The 17,882-nt window shown below is 58.7% G+C and carries 14 protein-coding genes; 5 read left to right on the top strand and 9 right to left on the bottom strand.

The features are described 5' to 3' along the window. Nucleotides 1-96: 96 nt before the first annotated feature. The 3 genes from ACP7AL_RS22725 to ACP7AL_RS22715 are packed head-to-tail and all read left to right on the top strand — an operon-like array spanning nt 97 to nt 3,459. Nucleotides 97-1,305: an HlyD family secretion protein gene (locus tag ACP7AL_RS22725; RefSeq protein ID WP_425994527.1), complete on the top strand. Its 1,209-nt coding sequence runs from the start codon at nt 97-99 to the stop codon at nt 1,303-1,305. Nucleotides 1,306-1,309: 4 nt separating this feature from the next. Beyond that, nucleotides 1,310-2,920, top strand: coding sequence for an MDR family MFS transporter (locus tag ACP7AL_RS22720; RefSeq protein ID WP_425994525.1), 1,611 nt, complete (start codon nt 1,310-1,312; stop codon nt 2,918-2,920). A 53-nt stretch (nt 2,921-2,973) separates the two neighbouring features. Next, complete coding sequence (locus ACP7AL_RS22715) at nt 2,974-3,459, top strand: hypothetical protein (RefSeq protein WP_425994523.1); 486 nt, start codon at nt 2,974-2,976, stop codon at nt 3,457-3,459. A gap of 115 nt (nt 3,460-3,574) precedes the next feature. Here ACP7AL_RS22715 and ACP7AL_RS22710 read toward each other — a convergent pair whose 3' ends face one another. The 9 genes from ACP7AL_RS22710 to urtA form a co-directional block, all read right to left on the bottom strand. Beyond that, entirely contained in the window at nt 3,575-5,335 is a 1,761-nt protein-coding gene (locus ACP7AL_RS22710; RefSeq protein ID WP_425994521.1) for an ABC transporter ATP-binding protein/permease, read from the bottom strand. 6 nt (nt 5,336-5,341) lie between these two features. Beyond that, complete coding sequence (locus ACP7AL_RS22705; RefSeq protein WP_425994519.1) at nt 5,342-6,172, bottom strand: FkbM family methyltransferase; 831 nt, start codon at nt 6,170-6,172, stop codon at nt 5,342-5,344. Between the two features lie 512 nt (nt 6,173-6,684). Then, entirely contained in the window at nt 6,685-7,023 is a 339-nt protein-coding gene (locus ACP7AL_RS22700; protein ID WP_425994517.1) for an FmdB family zinc ribbon protein, read from the bottom strand. Nucleotides 7,024-7,112: 89 nt separating this feature from the next. Next, nucleotides 7,113-8,342, bottom strand: coding sequence for a formamidase (fmdA, locus tag ACP7AL_RS22695; RefSeq protein ID WP_024921253.1), 1,230 nt, complete (start codon nt 8,340-8,342; stop codon nt 7,113-7,115). A 30-nt stretch (nt 8,343-8,372) separates the two neighbouring features. After that, complete coding sequence (gene urtE / locus ACP7AL_RS22690; RefSeq protein ID WP_425994514.1) at nt 8,373-9,062, bottom strand: urea ABC transporter ATP-binding subunit UrtE; 690 nt, start codon at nt 9,060-9,062, stop codon at nt 8,373-8,375. Between the two features lie 22 nt (nt 9,063-9,084). After that, on the bottom strand, nt 9,085-9,840 hold the full coding sequence (urtD, locus tag ACP7AL_RS22685; RefSeq protein ID WP_006020105.1) for an urea ABC transporter ATP-binding protein UrtD: 756 nt from the start codon (nt 9,838-9,840) through the stop codon (nt 9,085-9,087). Nucleotides 9,841-9,849: 9 nt separating this feature from the next. Further along, nucleotides 9,850-11,046, bottom strand: coding sequence for an urea ABC transporter permease subunit UrtC (urtC, locus tag ACP7AL_RS22680; RefSeq protein ID WP_006020104.1), 1,197 nt, complete (start codon nt 11,044-11,046; stop codon nt 9,850-9,852). Nucleotides 11,047-11,059: 13 nt separating this feature from the next. Next, nucleotides 11,060-11,986: an urea ABC transporter permease subunit UrtB gene (urtB, locus tag ACP7AL_RS22675; protein ID WP_006020103.1), complete on the bottom strand. Its 927-nt coding sequence runs from the start codon at nt 11,984-11,986 to the stop codon at nt 11,060-11,062. 110 nt (nt 11,987-12,096) lie between these two features. Continuing rightward, nucleotides 12,097-13,359, bottom strand: coding sequence for an urea ABC transporter substrate-binding protein (gene urtA, locus ACP7AL_RS22670; protein WP_006020102.1), 1,263 nt, complete (start codon nt 13,357-13,359; stop codon nt 12,097-12,099). A 159-nt stretch (nt 13,360-13,518) separates the two neighbouring features. On the opposite strand from urtA, the gene ACP7AL_RS22665 reads away from it, so the two are divergent. Together ACP7AL_RS22665 and ACP7AL_RS22660 are read left to right on the top strand one after the other, a co-directional pair. Continuing rightward, complete coding sequence (locus ACP7AL_RS22665; RefSeq protein WP_425994780.1) at nt 13,519-16,905, top strand: hybrid sensor histidine kinase/response regulator; 3,387 nt, start codon at nt 13,519-13,521, stop codon at nt 16,903-16,905. Then, a complete protein-coding gene (locus tag ACP7AL_RS22660; RefSeq protein ID WP_425994511.1) occupies nt 16,895-17,824 on the top strand; it encodes a response regulator in 930 nt (309 codons plus the stop codon). Before ACP7AL_RS22665 ends, ACP7AL_RS22660 begins: the two co-directional genes overlap by 11 nt. Nucleotides 17,825-17,882 lie beyond the last annotated feature (58 nt).

The raw sequence follows: 17,882 nt of genomic DNA, 5'->3' as shown, positions 1-17,882 counted from the left end.
GAGCCATGCCTTTAGATGATGACTGTCATTCCATTGACAGTCCCAACATGGTCTCTATTTTGGAAAATATCAAGTTTCCTAATTGCGAGGCTCGCCATGAGCACCCAGACCGCCGGATTGAAGACTGTCGACAGCTTTCAGCCGACCACCCAAAAGACGGTTACGGAACCGGAAACAGCCGATCTTGCCACCGCGCCCCCGTCGCAGCCCGGAAAAAGGAACCGGGTCCAGCGCACCCTGATCGCTGGGGCTGCGGTCGCCCTTCTCGCCACCGCCTCCTGGTATGGCTGGGATTACTGGTCCGTCGGACGCTTCCTGGTCTCGACCGACGACGCCTATGTGAAGGCCGACAACACCACGATCGCCCCAAAAGTTTCGGGCTATCTCGATCTCGTTCCGGTCGGCGATAACCAACAAGTGAAGGCCGGTGATGTGCTGGCACGGATCGACGATCGCGACTTCAAGGTCGCGCTCGATCAGGCCAAAGCCGATGTCGCCGCAGCCGACGCTGCAGTGGAAAGCAAGCGCGCCCAGCTCGATGTGCAGCAGGCAGTGATCGCCGCAGCGGAGGCGACACTTAATGTCGACATTGCCACGCGGACATTCACAGCCCAGGAAAACAAGCGATACAGCGATCTCGCGGCGACGGGATTTGGCAGCATCCAGAACGCACAGAATGCACAGGCCCGTGACGGAACAGCGCTTGCAGCCATCGAGCGCGACAAGGCGAACCTGACGTCCGCACAGAAGCAGGTCGAACTGTTAAACGCGGAGTTGGCACAGGCGATCGCGGCCAACGCGCGAGCAAGGGCGCAACAGCGGCAAGCCGAGCTCAACCTTTCCTACACGACCATCACCGCTCCGATCGACGGCGTGGTCGGCAATCGAACCCTTCGCGTCGGGCAGTTCGTGCAGGCCGGCACGCAACTGATGTCGCTGGTGCCCTCGCACGGCGCCTACATCATCGCGAACTACAAGGAAACGCAGCTCGGCAGTGTGCAGGCCGGCCAGCCGGTCGATATTGAGGTCGATATGTTCCCCGGCAAGTCCGTGCACGGCCATGTCGACAGTCTCGCACCCGCCAGCGGACAGGAATTCGCGCTGTTGCCGCCGGACAATGCTACAGGCAATTTCACCAAGATCGTGCAGCGCATTCCTGTGAAGATCGTTCTCGATAGCGCTGATGTGGACCTGCGGCCCGGCATGTCGGTGCTTCCCAGCATTCAGACAAAGGCCGTAGTAGCGGCCAACATGCAACACCCGCACGGTCAGTCCGCCAAATCACAGCTTGTTTCGAACAGGTGATGCCATGTCCAGCCTCACCCTCTCCGGTTCTGCACCCCGCCCAACTCCTGCGCCGGTAGTTCAAGGAGAGCGCGCCAGCGCCACCGTATGGGTCGCCATTCTGGCCGCCATGATCGGTGCGTTCATGGCGATCCTGAATATTCAGATTACGAATGCCTCGCTGCTGAACATCGAAGGCGGCATCGGCACCGGCGTCGATAACGGATCATGGATCTCCACGTCCTATCTGATCGGCGAGATCGTTGTGATCCCGCTGACTGACTATCTAAGCCGCGTGTTTTCCTTCCGCAACATCATGCTGAGCTTTGCGAGCCTCTTTGCCGTTTTCTCGGTAGCGTGCGCGTTTGCGACCGACCTGCCGACGATGATCGGGTTTCGCGCCTTTCAGGGATTCTTCGGCGGCGTGCTGATTCCCATGGCCTTCACGCTCGTGTTCACCAAGCTACCGAAAGCACAGCAGCCGATTGGACTTGCGATGTTCTCGTTAGCGGTGACTTTCGCGCCGGCGATCGGCCCGACCATCGGCGGCTATCTCACAGAGAATTACGGCTGGCAGACGATCTTCTTTGTCAACGTTGTGCCGACGGCCGTAATGGTGACGACGCTCTACTTTACGCTTGAACGGCAGCCGCTGAACCTTGCCTTGCTTCGCGAGGGCGATTGGTTCGGCATTGCGACCATGGCGGTCGGCCTTTCTGCGCTGCAATCGGTGCTGGAAGAAGGCAACAAGGACGACTGGTTCGGCTCGCCCTTTATCGTCAAGCTGGCACTCATCGCCGGTGTGAGCCTGTCTCTGTTCATCGCCAACGAGTTACTCGTTGAGAAGCCGCTCATTCGTTTGCGCCTGCTGAAAATTCGCAGCTTTGGACTGGGAACCGTCGCAGCCGTCTTTATCGGTTTCGCGCTGTTTGGATCGATCTATCTGCTGCCGGCCTATCTCGGCCAGGTGCAGCGCTACAACGCGGAGCAGATCGGTGCCGTGCTGGCCTGGACCGGCCTGCCGCAGTTGTTGCTGATTCCGCTGGTGCCCAAGCTGATGGAGCGTTTCGACATTCGTTTCATCGCCTTCCTCGGCACTGCCATCTTCGCGGCAAGTTCTTTCATGAATACAACCATGTCGCTCGACTATTCCGGCGACCAGCTCTTTCTCCCGAACGTCGTTCGCGCCGTCGGTCAGGCGCTGCTGCTGACCCCGCTCAGCGCGATCTCGCTGGGAAGCGTGGCGCCGCAGGACGCGCCGGCCGCCTCGGGCATTTCCAACATGATGCGAAATCTCGGCGGCGCGGTCGGCACTGCGATGCTGTCCACCATCGTGACCAAGCGTGAGCAGTTTCACTCCAACATCATTGGTCAGTCCGTCGATCTCGCCCGCGAAGAAGTCCGGGAGCGGATCGCGACCATGACAGACTACTTCATGGCACACGGCATGACCGATCCTGCAGGAGCCAGGCACCAAGCCATCATCGCGCTGGGCAAGACCGTCAAGCAGCAGGCGCTGATCATGGGCTTCAGCGACACGTTTGCCGTCGTTGGCATCGTACTGGTGCTCGCAGGCATCGCCCTTCTCCTGACCGGAAAGCCAAAGGGAGGCGTCGCTGCGGGCGGCGCCCACTAAGTCTCGAGAACGGAAGACCACCAAATCCACCCTAACGCAGTATGGAGCATAAGATGTCGACGATCCGCCTTCACCGCACCACCCGTTTGACACCCGAGCAGTACATCGCCGGTCTGACCGATTTTGGACCCGGCCGGTCGAAGCTCTTTGGCAACAGCGCCGACGAATATCTCAAGGTGCATCACCTTGACCGCACGATGGCCGATGTCACTGAGGGCTCCGGAGGCGTCTGGGAACGACTGCATTATGACTGGTCAGACCCTAACCGCGTGGTTCTTGTAACGACCGACTCGAACGTCTGGGGCGGCACATCGGGCCATACCTACATCTTCAAGCGCTGGTCCGATGGCACAACCGACATCGATGTCGTTGTCGTCCGCGAAGGAAAGAACCTCAAAGGATACCTGCTCGGCTTCGTGCTTGCGACCATTGGAAAGCGCGTCCTGAGCACCGCGTTTGAAAACTCCGTCAAAGCGATCGAAGACAGAAACGGCGCCGCATCGCGCTCAGACAAGGCTAACTCCAGCCTCGCAGCCTGAGCGACGGGCACGCAAATGCTCTTGAAGATGCGAAGCACGGCTGCACTTGCCGCCGTGGTTCCCACAGACGGCTGATGCGGCGTGGAGGCCTTGACCTATCCTTCACCTCGTCTCGTTATGGCGCAGCGATGGATAGCGCCAGTCGATCGGACCTCTGAGCGCCAATTCTTACCCGCCGCGAGTGGTAAGCGCTTAGGTCTGCGCGGTGCCCAATACTAATGATCGTTGCATGACCCATCTCTAACTGAAGAAGCTGCATCATCCGTCTCTGGCTGGGAGCATCCAGCGCAGAGGTAGCCTCATCCAGAACAATGATGTCCGGCCGATGCAGCAGAAGCCTTGCAAAGGCGAGCCGCTGTTTTTCGCCTCCCGATAAGATTTGATCCCACGGCAAATCACAATCAAGCTGAGATTGAAGATGCATCAATCCAACCTTGGCGAGTGCATTGCATAGTTGCGACGTTGACCATCTATTTGGCGCCTCTGGATAAGCCACTGCCCGCCCGAGCGTGCCCGATGGCAGATAGGATTTCTGCGGAAGTAACAACAAACGGCCGGGGCTCACACCAACGTTTCCCCGCCCCCAAGGCCACAATCCTGCGATCGCTCGAACCAGCGTACTCTTGCCAGTGCCGGATTCCCCTTCGATCAGGACGCGATCTCCATGACCGACTGAGAGACTGAACTCGTCCAACACCATCTTGCCGTCGTCCAGAGCCACCGACACATTTTCCAGACTGACGGCAGTGGAACCTGTTGTCACCTTGTGGCGGATACGGTTGTCAGCCTGCGCACCTTCCGCTTCGAGCCGATCAAGCGACACCATGAGCGATGCCACCCGTGACGCATTGGCCGTCCAGTCGGCAAATCGCGGATAATTGTCAACTAACCAGCCGAACGCACTTTGCACGAACGCAAACGCTGATGCCGCTTGCATCATTTGTCCGAGCGTCATGCTACCCTCCAGATACTTCGGAGAGCACAGCAGCAGAGGAACGATAGGGACGATGAGACTGGAGCCTTGAGACACCACTGTTGCGCGAACGTGTTGACCGGCAAGCAGCGACCAATGATGAATGACTGCGGAGAGCGAACGATCCAGCCCTTCGCGCTCCTGCTTCGCTCCACCCAGGAGTGCAATGCTTTCGCTGTTCTCGCGTACTCTCGTCAGGGAATAGCGATACTCCGCCTCAGCCTGATTTTTCCGCTCGACGATCGTTACGAAACGTCGACCGATAACGATCATAGCACTGCTGGTTATCACCGCATACAGAACAGCCGCGACAACCAGAAACCCATGAATCGTGATTGAGATACCGAAAATACTGAACGTGACCTGCCCGCCAATCGTCCACAGAACCGCGATGAACGTCATCGCAGAAAGAAATGCGGAGATAATGCCGGCGACAAAATCAATGGGCGCATCGGTTGCAATCCGGAGATCATCCGCCAAACGATACTCGGGATGCTGGTGGCTGCCGCTCGCAAAATTGAGTTGATAGTAACGATTGTCGGCCAGCCACCGGGATGTCACCCTGGCCGTGAGCCACGCCCGCCATCGCCGCTGCAAGCTCATGCGAGTTGCTACCTGAGCCACACCGAACAGCAAGGCACCAATGACCAGTGGAATGAATATCAATGTCAGATGCAGGACGGAGGCCTGATCTTTCCCCTCGACGGCATCAAAGAGAGATCGGTTCCAGGTATTGATTCCGTAATTGAATCCGAGTTGAGCAAGAATCAGAATGAGTAAACCCGTACTCATCCATAGTGCGTGGCGATCACCCTGACGGATGTTCCAAAACCCTCGTGCGCTGGACCAGAAGCGAAGAAGAAGCTTCTTGCGGTGAGATGCATTGATTTCTGTGTCAAGCATCGGATCTTACCTCAATGCTTCGATGAGCGATCCCGTATCGGCGCGAGGAGCAAACAGGTAGTCACACTGAATCGCGTTCTCCCACGTCCAGACCTTGTTGGGAATTGCCGGCATGACGACCAACTCCGTAGCTCGGAGACTATCTGCACTCTTGATCACATTCAGGCAGACATAGTCGACTCGGCTGAGCCAGGACATGAGAGCGTCAAGGCGCAGCTGATGATCTGACGCTTCAGCCCTGAAGTCCCTGTGAAGCACCTCGCACAGTATCCATGGCCGATCTTTTACAATGCTTGCTTCCATGCCGCGTAACACCGGAAGCTCCGCCCCCTCGACATCGATCTTGAGCAATCCAATCTTGCCTATTTGCAGCGCAGCGCGGATGTCATCAAACCGATAACACGCTGCAAACTGCTCTTTCCAGCTTCGGCCCGGGCGCAGAGACACGTCCAGGCTTGCGGAAGGATCCAGATTTTCTTCTGGATCAAGAAGGAGCTGCTGCAGTCCATTCCGGTCCGAAAGGCCCGCTGGCACAATCCGGCAATCCGGCCTCCGCGCGGAGGCAATGATATCGCTGACGAGGCTGGCGCAATAATAATTCGGTTCGAAACCGAGATAGCCGTGCGCATGAGGTACGGAGAGATAATCCAGCAGGGTCTGGCCACGATTGGCGCCGACATCGATCAACGTCTCACGGCGCAATTTAAGCAACTGTGAAATAAGTTGAGTTTTCCAATCCGGGCGCCAATCAGAGGCACCCCTCGCGACAGAAAGTTCAGGAAGGAGTTCGTCCTCGGCAGACTCAAGCACGACATGCTTCGCACCGATCGCATTCATCAAACCCTCCGTGTGCCACACTTGGCCAAATTATTTTGCCGGAAGACCAGATTGCTCCGCTGGTTGCAGTCGCCACTCCACCTGAACATCGCAATGGCAGTTCGGGGAGTGCAAAAATGCTTTCACCTCATTCGGTCGGAAAAAGACTTATGGGATCCGGCTTTATCAATTTGTGCCAGTTCCAATTGTCTAAGGTTTTGCGACAATTGCCAAGCATTTGTCATTCATTGCTCCAGACGTGCTGGTCTGAGCGGCCGTTATCCTACGCGAAATCCACGGTTTTTGCGAGTTGTCGAGGCAAAGACCGGATCATATTTTCGACAGCGCCCGCGGAGCCGCTCGCAATCCGGCGTGCGAGTCACGCTCCCCCTTTTAGTCGGCTATGCAGCGTTTCCGACAGCATCTGTCTGGCTTTTCGGGTAGCGAGACTGCTGTCCAGATTGGAATCGGCGCAAAAATTGAAGAAGCTTGCTCGGCCCGAAGCTACTCACCAGAGACCATTCAACTTACAATCAATGGCTGATCATCCACGGCCTTGCCGTAGGAAAACCTTTCGCACCGGAACGAGACTTTGTTACCAGCCGCGACGGCTTGGTCGAACAGCAGCCGCAACCAGGCTTGTGTGAGGCCTTGTATTCGCCGAGCGTTTTCGGCGCGTTGGCACTGCGTTCGTTGATCGCATGCGACTTGCGGGTCGATGCAGGCATGCATGAAAAATGCGGAGCGGTCAGGATCGCCCGCGGCGCAGCGACTGAGCAATGCGGGCAGTCTTGCGGGATGTCGTATTCCGACATCGGCCGCATCTCGGTGAATGGTCCGCACTCGTTGCAAAGATACTCGTAAACCGGCACAGCCCGTCTCCCTCGGTTTGTCCTGTTGTCGCTCGATTCCGCTGATATGGAGGCGGCAAGATACGCACCGCCTCCACGTCGCGCGGGAGCTACTTGTCTTGTGACAGCGGCATATCGATGCCGCCCTTGATATGTTTGATGGGTCCCGCCGACGACGGCATGACATCGAAGTCGAAAATCTCCGTCGGCAACCATAGCGTGGCGCAGGCGTTCGGCACGTCCACCACACCGGAGATGTGACCCTGTACGGGCGCCGTTCCGAGGATGGAGTAAGCCTGCGCGCCGGAATACCCGAACTTTTTCAGGTACTCGATGGCATTCAGACACGCCTGACGATAGGCAACCGTGACATCGAGATAGTGCTGCTTGCCAGCCTCATCGACCGAGATGCCTTCGAAGATCAGAAAGTCCTTGTAATTCGGCGTCATCGGCGACGGCTTGAATACGGGATTTTTAATGCCGTACTTCGCCATGCCGTCCTTGATGACATCGACCTTGATGTGCAGCCAGCCGGCCATTTCGATGGCGCCGCAGAAGGTGATTTCGCCGTCGCCCTGGCTGAAATGCAGGTCGCCCATCGAGAGACCCGCGCCCGGAACATAGACCGGGAAATAGATCTTCGAACCGCGCGACAGATCCTTGATGTCGCAGTTGCCGCCATGTTCGCGGGGCGGAACTGTGCGCGCACCTTCGGCGGCGGCTTTCGCCTTGGCGTCGCCCTTGAGGCGTCCCATATGCGCGGTCGGGCCGAACGGCGGATTGGCAAGGCCCGGTACGCGGGTCGGATTGGTCGCGATCAGGGCAGTCTCGCGCTCATTCCACATCGACAGCATCTTCGGATCGGGCAGACAACCGATCAGGCCGGGGTGAATGAGCCCCGCGAAGTTGACACCGGGAATGTGCCGCGACGACGTATACATGCCCTTGAAGTCCCAGATTGACTTCTGTGCCAGCGGGAAATGATCGGTCAGGAATCCGCCGCCATTCTGCTTGGAGAAAAAGCCGTTGAAGCCCCACAAGCTTTCCTTCATCGGGCCGACATCGAGCAGATCGACGACCAGAAGGTCGCCCGGCTCCGCGCCCTTGACACCGATTGGCCCCGACAGAAAGTGCACGATCGACAGGTCGATATCGCGCACGTCATCGGCCGAGTCGTTGTTCTTGATGAAGCCGCCGGTCCAGTCGTAGGTCTCGATGATGAAATCATCGCCCGGACTGACCCACTCCACCATCGGGATCTCCGGATGCCAGCGATTGTGAACCTTGTCGTTTTCGTAGGCCGACTGGTTAAGATCGACCTTGATCAGTGTATCTGGCATTAGATGCTCCCCTGGTTACAAACGGCTTCGTTAAACTGAAAGATATTTGGCGACCTGCGCGGCATCGATGCCGTCGCGCTTCTCGTCGCGGACGATCTCGCCGTTCTCGATCACGAGAACGCGGTCGGCGACATCGAGCGCGAAGCTGAGAACCTGCTCGGACACGATGATCGATAAACCCCGCTCGTCGCGGATGCGCTTCAGTGTCCGCGCCATTTCGCGAATGATCGACGGCTGGATGCCTTCGGTCGGTTCATCCAGCAGAAGAACCTTCGGCTTGGTCGCAAGCGCACGTGCGATGGCCAGTTGCTGCTGCTGGCCACCGGAGAGATTTCCTCCGCGCCGGCCCTTCATCTCGAGCAACACCGGAAAGAGCTCATAGATATCGCCAGGCACTTCCTTATCGCCCGACGTGACCAGCCCGGTTTCGATGTTTTCCTTCACCGTCATGGTCGAGAAGATCATGCGGCCCTGCGGCACATACGCGAGGCCCTTGGCGACGCGCTCATAGCTCTTGAGCGTGCTGAGTTCGCTTCCTTCCATGGTGACCGAACCGCTCTTGGTCGGAACGATTCCCATCAACGACTTCATCAGCGTGGTCTTGCCCATGCCGTTACGGCCCATGATCGCAACGATCTCGTTGGGCGCGACGGAGACATTGAGACCGTGAAGGACTTCACTTTGTCCGTATGCGACGTGAAGATCGGAAATCGCCAGCATGGTGTCTTCCTTGATTGCGGACTTAGTGGCCGAGATAGACTTCGATGACCTTCGGATCGTTCTGGACCGCCTCCATCGAACCTTCCGACAGAATTTTTCCTTGATGCAGCACGGTCACCTTGTGCGCGATGTCCTCGACGAATTTCATGTCATGCTCGATCACCAGCACCGAACGATCCTTGATGATACGGTTGAGCAACTCGGCGGTCTTGATCCGCTCGCTGACGCTCATCCCCGCCACCGGCTCATCGAGCATCAACAGGTCCGGGTCCTGGATCAGCAGCATACCGATCTCGAGCCACTGCTTCTGGCCGTGGCTCAGTAATTCGGCGCTCATGCCGAGGCGATCCTTCAGGAAGATCATCTCGGCGACCTCCTCCACCCGGTCGCGTACCGTCGCGTCGCGCTGGAATGTCAGAGCACCGAACACCGTACGCCCGCGCGGATAGGAGATTTCGAGATTCTCGAACACAGTGAGATCGTCGTAGATCGACGGCGTCTGGAATTTGCGGCCGACGCCGGCCTGCACGATCTGGTTCTCCTTCATCTTGGTCAGTTCCTGATTACGGAACTGGATCGAACCGGAAGTTGCCTTGGTCTTTCCGCAGATCAGATCGAGCACCGTGGTCTTGCCGGCGCCATTTGGGCCGATGATGACGCGGATTTCGTTCTCATCGACATAGAATGACAGGTCATTGACCGCCTTGAAGCCGTCGAATGAGACCGTGAGTGCCTCGACCGCGAGCAAAAATTCCTTGGGTTGATGACCGACCAGCATGATGTGCTCCTATTCCGCCGGTGCGCCGTCGGCGACCGAGCCGCCAGTCCAGCCGTTCTTGCCGTCCGCCTTCGGCTTGCGCGATGAGATCAGACGGTCGATGCGGCTCTGGATGTGATCGCGCCAGATGCCGGCGAGACCGTTCGGGAAAGCCAGCACCACTGCAATGAACAGACCGCCGAGGCCGAACAGCCACAGTTCCGGGAAGGATTCCGACAGGCTGGTTTTGGCGAAATTGACGAGAAGTGTTCCGTAGACCGCGCCGAGGATGGAGAGACGCCCGCCGACGGCGGCATAGATTACCATCTCGATTGATGGCACGATCCCGACGAAAGACGGCGACATGAAACCGATTTCGAGGGCGAACAGCGCACCACCGATGGAGGCGAACACTGCCGCCGCGCAGAAAGCGAAAATCTTGAAGTTGGCAACACTGTAGCCGGAGAACCGGACGCGATCCTCCTTCTCGCGCATCGCAACCAGAATACGCCCGAGTTTCGAATGACGAATAAACTGCGCGATGCCGATGCATCCGAACAGCAATGCCACTTCCACGAAGTAGAGGATGAACTTGGCATTGTCGGTGCGGATATCCCAGCCCTTCAGCGTGCGCAGATCGGTAATGCCGTTCACGCCGCCGGTGTAGCCCTGCTGACCGATAATCAGGATCGTCAGGATCGCCGCGATCGCCTGGGTGATAATGGCGAAGTAGGTGCCGCCGACGCGCCGCTTGAACATCGCGGCGCCGATGATGAAGGCAAAAATCGCGGGCACCGCGATGATCGCGATGATCGTGAACGACAAACTGTGAAACGGTTTCCAGAAGAAGGGCAACTGCGTGAGCTGATTCCAGTCCATGAAGTCCGGAATTCCGGGCGTCGACTGGATCTTTGTGTTCGCAACGCTGGATGCTTCCAGCTTGAGGAACATCGCCATGCAGTAACCGCCGAGGCCGAAGAACACGCCCTGCCCCAGGCTGAGAATGCCACCGTATCCCCAGCAAATGACAAGGCCGATCGCGACGAATGCGTAAGTGAGATACTTGGCGACCAGATTGAGCCGGAAGATATCAAGCGTCAGCGGCAGGATGACGACCAGCAGCACCGCGAGCGCAATGATGCCGATGAGTTCGGAGCGGTTCGTGAAGCGCGGGTTGTCGTGCACGGTCTTGGCGACAACAGTTGGTTCGGAGCTTTTCTTGGACATCTTCCTGGCCTTTTCACTTCCGGACCTTGAGGGCGAACAGCCCCTGCGGCCGCAGCATGAGGATGCCGACAATCGCGAGCAGCGTGAGAACCTTGGCCATCGATCCCGACATGAAGAACTCCATGGTCGACTGGGCCTGGGAGATGGTGAAAGCTGAGGCAATGGTGCCGAGCAGGCTCGCTGCGCCGCCAAACACGACCACCAGGAAGGTATCGACGATGTAGAGCTGGCCGGAGGTCGGGCCCGTTGAGCCGATCATCGTGAAGGCTGAACCTGCAACACCTGCGATGCCGCATCCGAGGCCGAAGGTATAGCGGTCGACCTTCTCGGTGTTGATGCCGACAGCGCCGGCCATCACGCGGTTCTGCACCACGGCGCGGACCTGCCGCCCCCAGCGCGACCTGTACATGATGTAGGCGACGGCAACGGTGATCAGCACCGTCAGGCACATCACGAAGATGCCGTTGATGGGCACTTCAATGGTGTCGGTGAGTTTCAGCGAGCCCAGCATCCACTGCGGTAGTTCGACGCCGACTTCACGTGCGCCGAAGATCGAGCGATAGGCCTGCTGCAGGATCAGGCTCAGGCCCCAGGTCGCGAGCAGCGTATCCAGCGGGCGCTTGTAGAGATGGCGTATCAGCGCCCACTCCACCAGCATTCCGAGCGCGCCGGATGCGATGAACGCAAGGATCATAGCGATGAAGAAGTAGCCGCTGAACAGCGAGGGCAGATAGGCTTGAAAGAAATTCGACGTCATCCAGGTGACGTAGGCGCCAAGGATCATGAATTCGCCGTGCGCCATGTTGATGACGCCCATCTGGCCGAAGATGATCGCGAGGCCAAGCGCCATCAGAACATAAACGGAGAAAAGAATGAGACCTGCGAAGCCTTGCATCGCAAAGATCGCGCCAAGATCACCAATCGAATAGTCGCCGAACATTTCAATTCTCCGCGAAGAGGAAGTCTCGCGCCGCAGACGAATCCGCGGCGCGAGGGCTGCGGGCGTGGACTGACGATCCACGCCAGGGAGCTCAGCTATCGAAGAGAGACTTACTGGTAGCCCTTGGGGAACGGATCGGGCTCGATCAGATCGGGCGTCTCGTAGACTACCTTGAACTGGCCATCGAGACCGGCGAGACCGACGCGCGTCTTGGACCACAGGTGATGGTTCTTGTGGATCTTGACGTAGCCTTCCGGCGCCTTGGTGAACTCGATGCCGGTTGACGCTTCGGCGATCTTGTCGATGTCGAAGCTGCCAGCTTTCTCGACCGTCATTTTCCAGAGCCACGGGCCGAGATAGGCAGCCTGTGTGACGTCTCCGATCACGGTCTTTTCGCCCCACATCTTCTTGAAGGCCGCGACGAACTCCTTGTTATTCGGGTTGTCGAGCGACTGGAAGTATTTCATGCAGGCGAATGCGCCAGCGATGTTCTCGCCGCCGATACCGTCGATTTCGTCTTCGGTGACCGAGATGGTCAGCAGCGTCTGCTTCGACAGGTCGATGCCGGCCGCCTTGAGCTGCTTGTAGAAGGCGACGTTCGAACCGCCGACGATGATGGCGTAGATCACATCCGGCTTGGTCAGCTTGATCTTGTTGATGACCGAGTTGAACTGGGTGTGACCGAGCGGGAAGTATTCTTCGCCGACAACCTTGGAGCCGGCGAGATGGCCTTCGATATGCTTGCGCGCGATCTTGTTCGAGGTGCGCGGCCAGATGTAGTCCGAGCCGAGCAGATAGAATGTCTTCGCGCCCTTGGTCTTGTTGACCCAGTCGAGACCGGCGATGATCTGCTGGGTGGCTTCCTGGCCGGTGTAGATGACGTTCTTCGACTGCTCGAGGCCTTCATAGAAGGTCGGATAGTAAAGCATGCCGTTGTACTGCTCGAACACCGGCAGCACCGCCTTGCGCGACGCCGAAGTCCAACAGCCCATCACAGATGCGCACTTGTCGTTGACCAGCAGCTTCTTTGCCTTTTCGGCGAAGGTCGGCCAATCGGACGCGCCGTCTTCCTGGATGAACTTGATCTTGCGGCCGAGTACGCCGCCCGACGCGTTGATCTGCTCGATGGCCAGCTTCTCAGCCTGCACCGATCCCGTTTCCGAGATCGCCATGGTGCCGGTCACGGAGTGCAGGATTCCGACCGTGACTTCGGTGTCGGTAACCGCAAGGCCCGTGGTGTTGACCGCGGATGTTGCCGGCCCGGCACCGAACGATGGCTTTGAGACCAGTGACATGGCGGGCAGCGCCGCCATCCCCATCAGCATTTTTCGCCGGAACGCGGACTGTAAGCCCTGATTTTTGTCGTCTGACATGACCACCCCTTTTTGCTGGAAAACCGTCTTGATGGGGAAAAGATGGCCCGGATTGTGCAGCGCACAGATACGCGAAATCGCGCATACGGCACCGCAAAAGCGCGACGTAGATTTTCGGAACAGGATCAGGACGCAAAGCGCGTGACGATGGAGATCAAAGTGGCCGGGCGGCAGCGGATAGACCGCGTCAGGCGCCAATATAATCAATGGGTTGCCAACCAGACCCTTGAGGACTACGCGCTTCGCTTCACGGCCAAGAGTGCGCGCCGCTGGTCGGCGGCGCGCGTGGCGAATACGGCGCTGGGCGCAATCTCGTTTCTCGCGCTGGAAGCCATCGGCGGCACGATCACGCTGAACTACGGGGTTACCAACGCCACCGCCGCGATCTTGGTGGTCAGTGCCATCATTTTCTGCTGCGGGCTGCCGATTGCCTATTATGCCGCCAGATACGGCGTCGACATCGATCTGCTCACCCGCGGCGCCGGGTTCGGCTACATCGGCTCGACGATCACGTCGCTGATCTACGCGTCCTTCACTTTCATCTTCTTCGCCATTGAGGCCGTGATTCTCGCGATGGCGCTGGAACTATGCTTCGGCATCCCCCGCCCGATCGGCTATCTCATCAGCGCGGTGGTCATCATCCCGCTGGTCACTCACGGCATCACACTGATCAGCCGCTTCCAGTTGTGGACCCAGCCGTTCTGGATTCTGCTCCACATTCTGCCCTTCGCGGCCATCGCCATCAAAAGCCCCGGCTCGTTTACCGAGTGGACCGCGTTTCCGGGCGAGCATGGCAATCCATCAGGCCATCTCGACCTGCTGTTGTTCGGAACCGCAGCTTCCGTGGTGTTCGCGCTGGTGGCGCAGATCGGCGAACAGGTCGACTTCCTGCGGTTTCTGCCACGCGACCGGAGAACCTCGAAGCGCGCATGGTGGCTCGCAATGGTGAGCGCCGGTCCTGGCTGGATCGTGCCCGGCGCAATCAAGATGCTGGCCGGATCGTTTCTCGCATTCTTTGCGATCAAGCACGGCGTAACCGCCGAATACGCCGCCGAGCCCGCGCACATGTATCTCGAAGCGTTCCGCTACGTGCTTGCGCAGCCTGATCTCGCACTGGCGCTAACCGGCACGTTTGTCATCCTGTCGCAGCTCAAGATCAACGTCACCAACGCCTATGCAGGCTCGATCGCATGGTCGAATTTCTTCTCGCGCCTGACGCACAGCCATCCAGGCCGCGTGGTGTGGCTGGTGTTCAATGTGCTGGTCGCGCTGCTGCTGATGGAGATCGGCGTATACAAGGCGCTGGAGCAAACGCTGGCGCTCTACTCGAACGTCGCCATCGCATGGGTCGGCGCGCTGGTCGCCGATCTCATTGTCAACAAGCCGCTCGGCCTGCGCCCGCAACACATGGAGTTCAAGCGCGCGCATCTCTACGATATCAATCCGGTCGGCGTCGGCGCGATGACGATCGCAACGATCGTATCGATCAGCGCATTCTACGGCTTCTTTGGAACCACAGCGAAGGCGCTTGCGCCATTCGTGGCGTTGACCGTGGCATTCCTGACCGCGCCGGTGATCGCGTGGGCGACGGGTGGAAAGTATTACATCGCGCGAAAACCCAAGCGGAGCTGGCAGAACCTCGAAACGATCAAGTGCTGTATCTGTGAACATGCGTTCGAGCCGGAAGACATGGCTTCCTGTCCAGCCTATGCCGGTCCGATCTGCTCGCTGTGCTGCTCGCTCGATGCCCGCTGCCATGATCTGTGCAAGCCGCATGCGCGGGTACAGGCCCAGTTTTCCGAAACCCTTGGCAAGATGCTTCCGGAGTTCATATACGCGCGGATCAACTCGCAGCTAGGGCATTATCTCGGCGTGTTTGCGCTGTCTGCAGGACTGGTCGGGCTGACGCTTGCCCTGATTTACCTCCAGACCTCCACCGCGATCCGGTTCGATCAGGTCCAACTCTCCGACGTGCTATGGAAAGTTTTCTTCGCGCTCTCGATCATCATCGGCGTGGTGGCATGGCTGTTCGTGCTGGCGCGGCAGAGCCGCCAGGCTGCCGAGGCCGAAACCAGACGGCAGACCACGCTGCTGATGCAGGAGATCGACGCCCACCGGCAGACCGACATGGAGCTTCAGCGCGCCAAGGAAGTCGCCGAATCCGCCAACCTCGCCAAGAGTCGCTACGTGGTCGGATTGAGCCACGAACTGCGCTCACCTCTCAACGCCATCAGCGGATACGCGCAACTGCTCGAACAGGACGCGACCATCCAGCCGAAGCCGCGCGACCAGATCCGCGTCGTTCGCCGAAGCGCCGATCATCTTTCGGGCCTGATCGATGGTCTGCTCGACATTTCCAAGATCGAGGCCGGACGGCTTCATCTGTCGCGTGACGAAGTGCGACTGCACGCCTTTCTCGATCAGCTTGTCGGCATGTTCCGACTTCAGGCCGCGGCAAAGAATGTGGAGTTCGTGTTTCAGCGGCCTGAAACCCTGCCCCCTGTTGTCTATGCCGACGAGAAACGTCTGCGGCAAATTCTCATCAACCTCCTGTCGAACGCGATCAAGTTCACCCAGAGCGGCAGCGTGCATTTCATCGTGCATTACCGCAGCCCGGTCGCGGAATTCGAGGTGCGCGACACCGGCCCCGGCATTCACGCCGACGATCTGGAACGCATCTTTGCGCCGTTCGAGCGCGGCGCGCTCGGCATCTCCCAGCCGCAAACCGGAACGGGCCTCGGCCTGACCATCAGCAAGCTGCTTGCTGGCGTGATGGGCGGTGACATCCGCGTCACCAGCACCGTCGGAAAGGGCAGCACATTTCAGGTCAAGATGCTGCTGTCGGAGGTCACCAACCCCACACGCATCAAGGCGATCAATGCGCCGATCTACGGCTATCACGGCCCGCGCAAGACCATCCTCATCACCGACGACGATCCAACTCACCGCGATCTGCTGCGTGAAGTCCTGGCCCCCCTCGGCTTCATCATCTTGAGCGCGCCAGACGGCGCGACCTGTCTCAATCTCGCGCAGCACTGCCAGCCGGACATGTTCCTGCTCGACATCTCGATGGGCGAGACCGACGGTTGGTCGGTCGCCGAAAGCCTCCGCACGGCCGGCCATCACAATGCCCGCATCCTGATGATCTCGGCGAGCGCGCTTGAAGCTCACGGCACGCCGCTGGCGCAGCCGTTCCATGACGGCTACCTGATGAAGCCGATCGATGTCCCGCGCCTGCTGGAACTGATCGGCCAGTTGCTCAAGATCGAGTGGTCGTATGAACCCGGCCCGGTTCAGCCGAGCGAGGCCGAAGTCGCCACATGGAATGCGAACGACGATCCGGGGCCGCCCGCTCAATATGTCAATGAGTTGATCGATCTCGGACAAATCGGCTACGTCACAGCCATCCACCTCAAGCTCGACCAGATCAACAACGATCATCCGGAGCATGCGGCTTTCGTGTCGCAGATGCGTTCGCTGGTGGAACGGTTCGATCTCGGGCAATACATGGCAACCCTTCAGAATGTGCAGCGCCATGAGTATTGAAACCAAATCACGCGACACGGTGCTGATCGTCGATGACTCGCCGGAGACACTGCGCATGCTGACCGATGCGCTGGATGGCGCCGGCATGACAGTGATGGTTGCGCTCGACGGCGCGTCCGCCCTGCGCATCGGCGAGCAGATCACTCCCGATGTGATTTTACTCGATGCGGTGATGCCTGGCATCGATGGATTTGAGACGTGCCGCCGCCTCAAACGTGAGGCAGGGCTTGCCAATGTTCCAGTCATCTTCATGACCGGTCTCGCCGAAACGGAGCATATCGTGCGCGGTCTTGAGGCCGGCGGCGTCGACTACGTTACAAAGCCGATCGTGATCGCCGAGATGCTGGCGCGGATCAAGGTTCACACCGCCAATGCCCGCATGACTCACAGCGCGCGCGCGGCCCTCGACGTATCCGGGCGCTTTCTCTTCGTCTCCGATCATCTTGGTCAGATGATCTGGGCGACACCGCAGGCCCAAAAATTGCTGTGTCCAGATCCGCTCGAGGCCACCGGCAGGAAATTCGAGCTTCCTGCATCATGGCTTGCCTGGCTCGATCAGATTTCCAAAGGAAACGGCGATGCCAGGGCGCCGTCAGATCAATCGCTGGACCGCAACAGTAAATTTCGGATTCATTACGTGGGGCGGCTCAGTCCGGATGAGTTTCTGTTCAGACTGGCCAATGATGCAGCTTCCAGTTCTCCTGATGAATTCAGCAAACAACTTGGACTGACCCTGCGTGAAGGAGAGGTGTTGTCGTGGCTCAGTAAGGGCAAGACCAATCGCGACATTGCCCAGATCCTCGGCCTGAGCCCGCGCACAATCGACAAGCACCTTGAACAGATCTACGCGAAACTTGGAGTCGAGAACCGGACCGCCGCTGCCGCGGTTGCTAACGCTAACCGGAGGTCTTCCGCTTAACCAGAGATTCGCTGAAAGCGTGCCGGCTGGCTGGCGACCCAGTGTTGATCGCGCCCGT

This window comes from Afipia sp. DC4300-2b1, assembly GCF_049895725.1.
Classification (GTDB): Bacteria; Pseudomonadota; Alphaproteobacteria; order Rhizobiales; family Xanthobacteraceae; genus Afipia; species Afipia broomeae.
The sequence above is the reverse complement of the archived record's forward strand: the minus strand, read 5'-3'. Positions and strand labels throughout refer to the sequence as shown.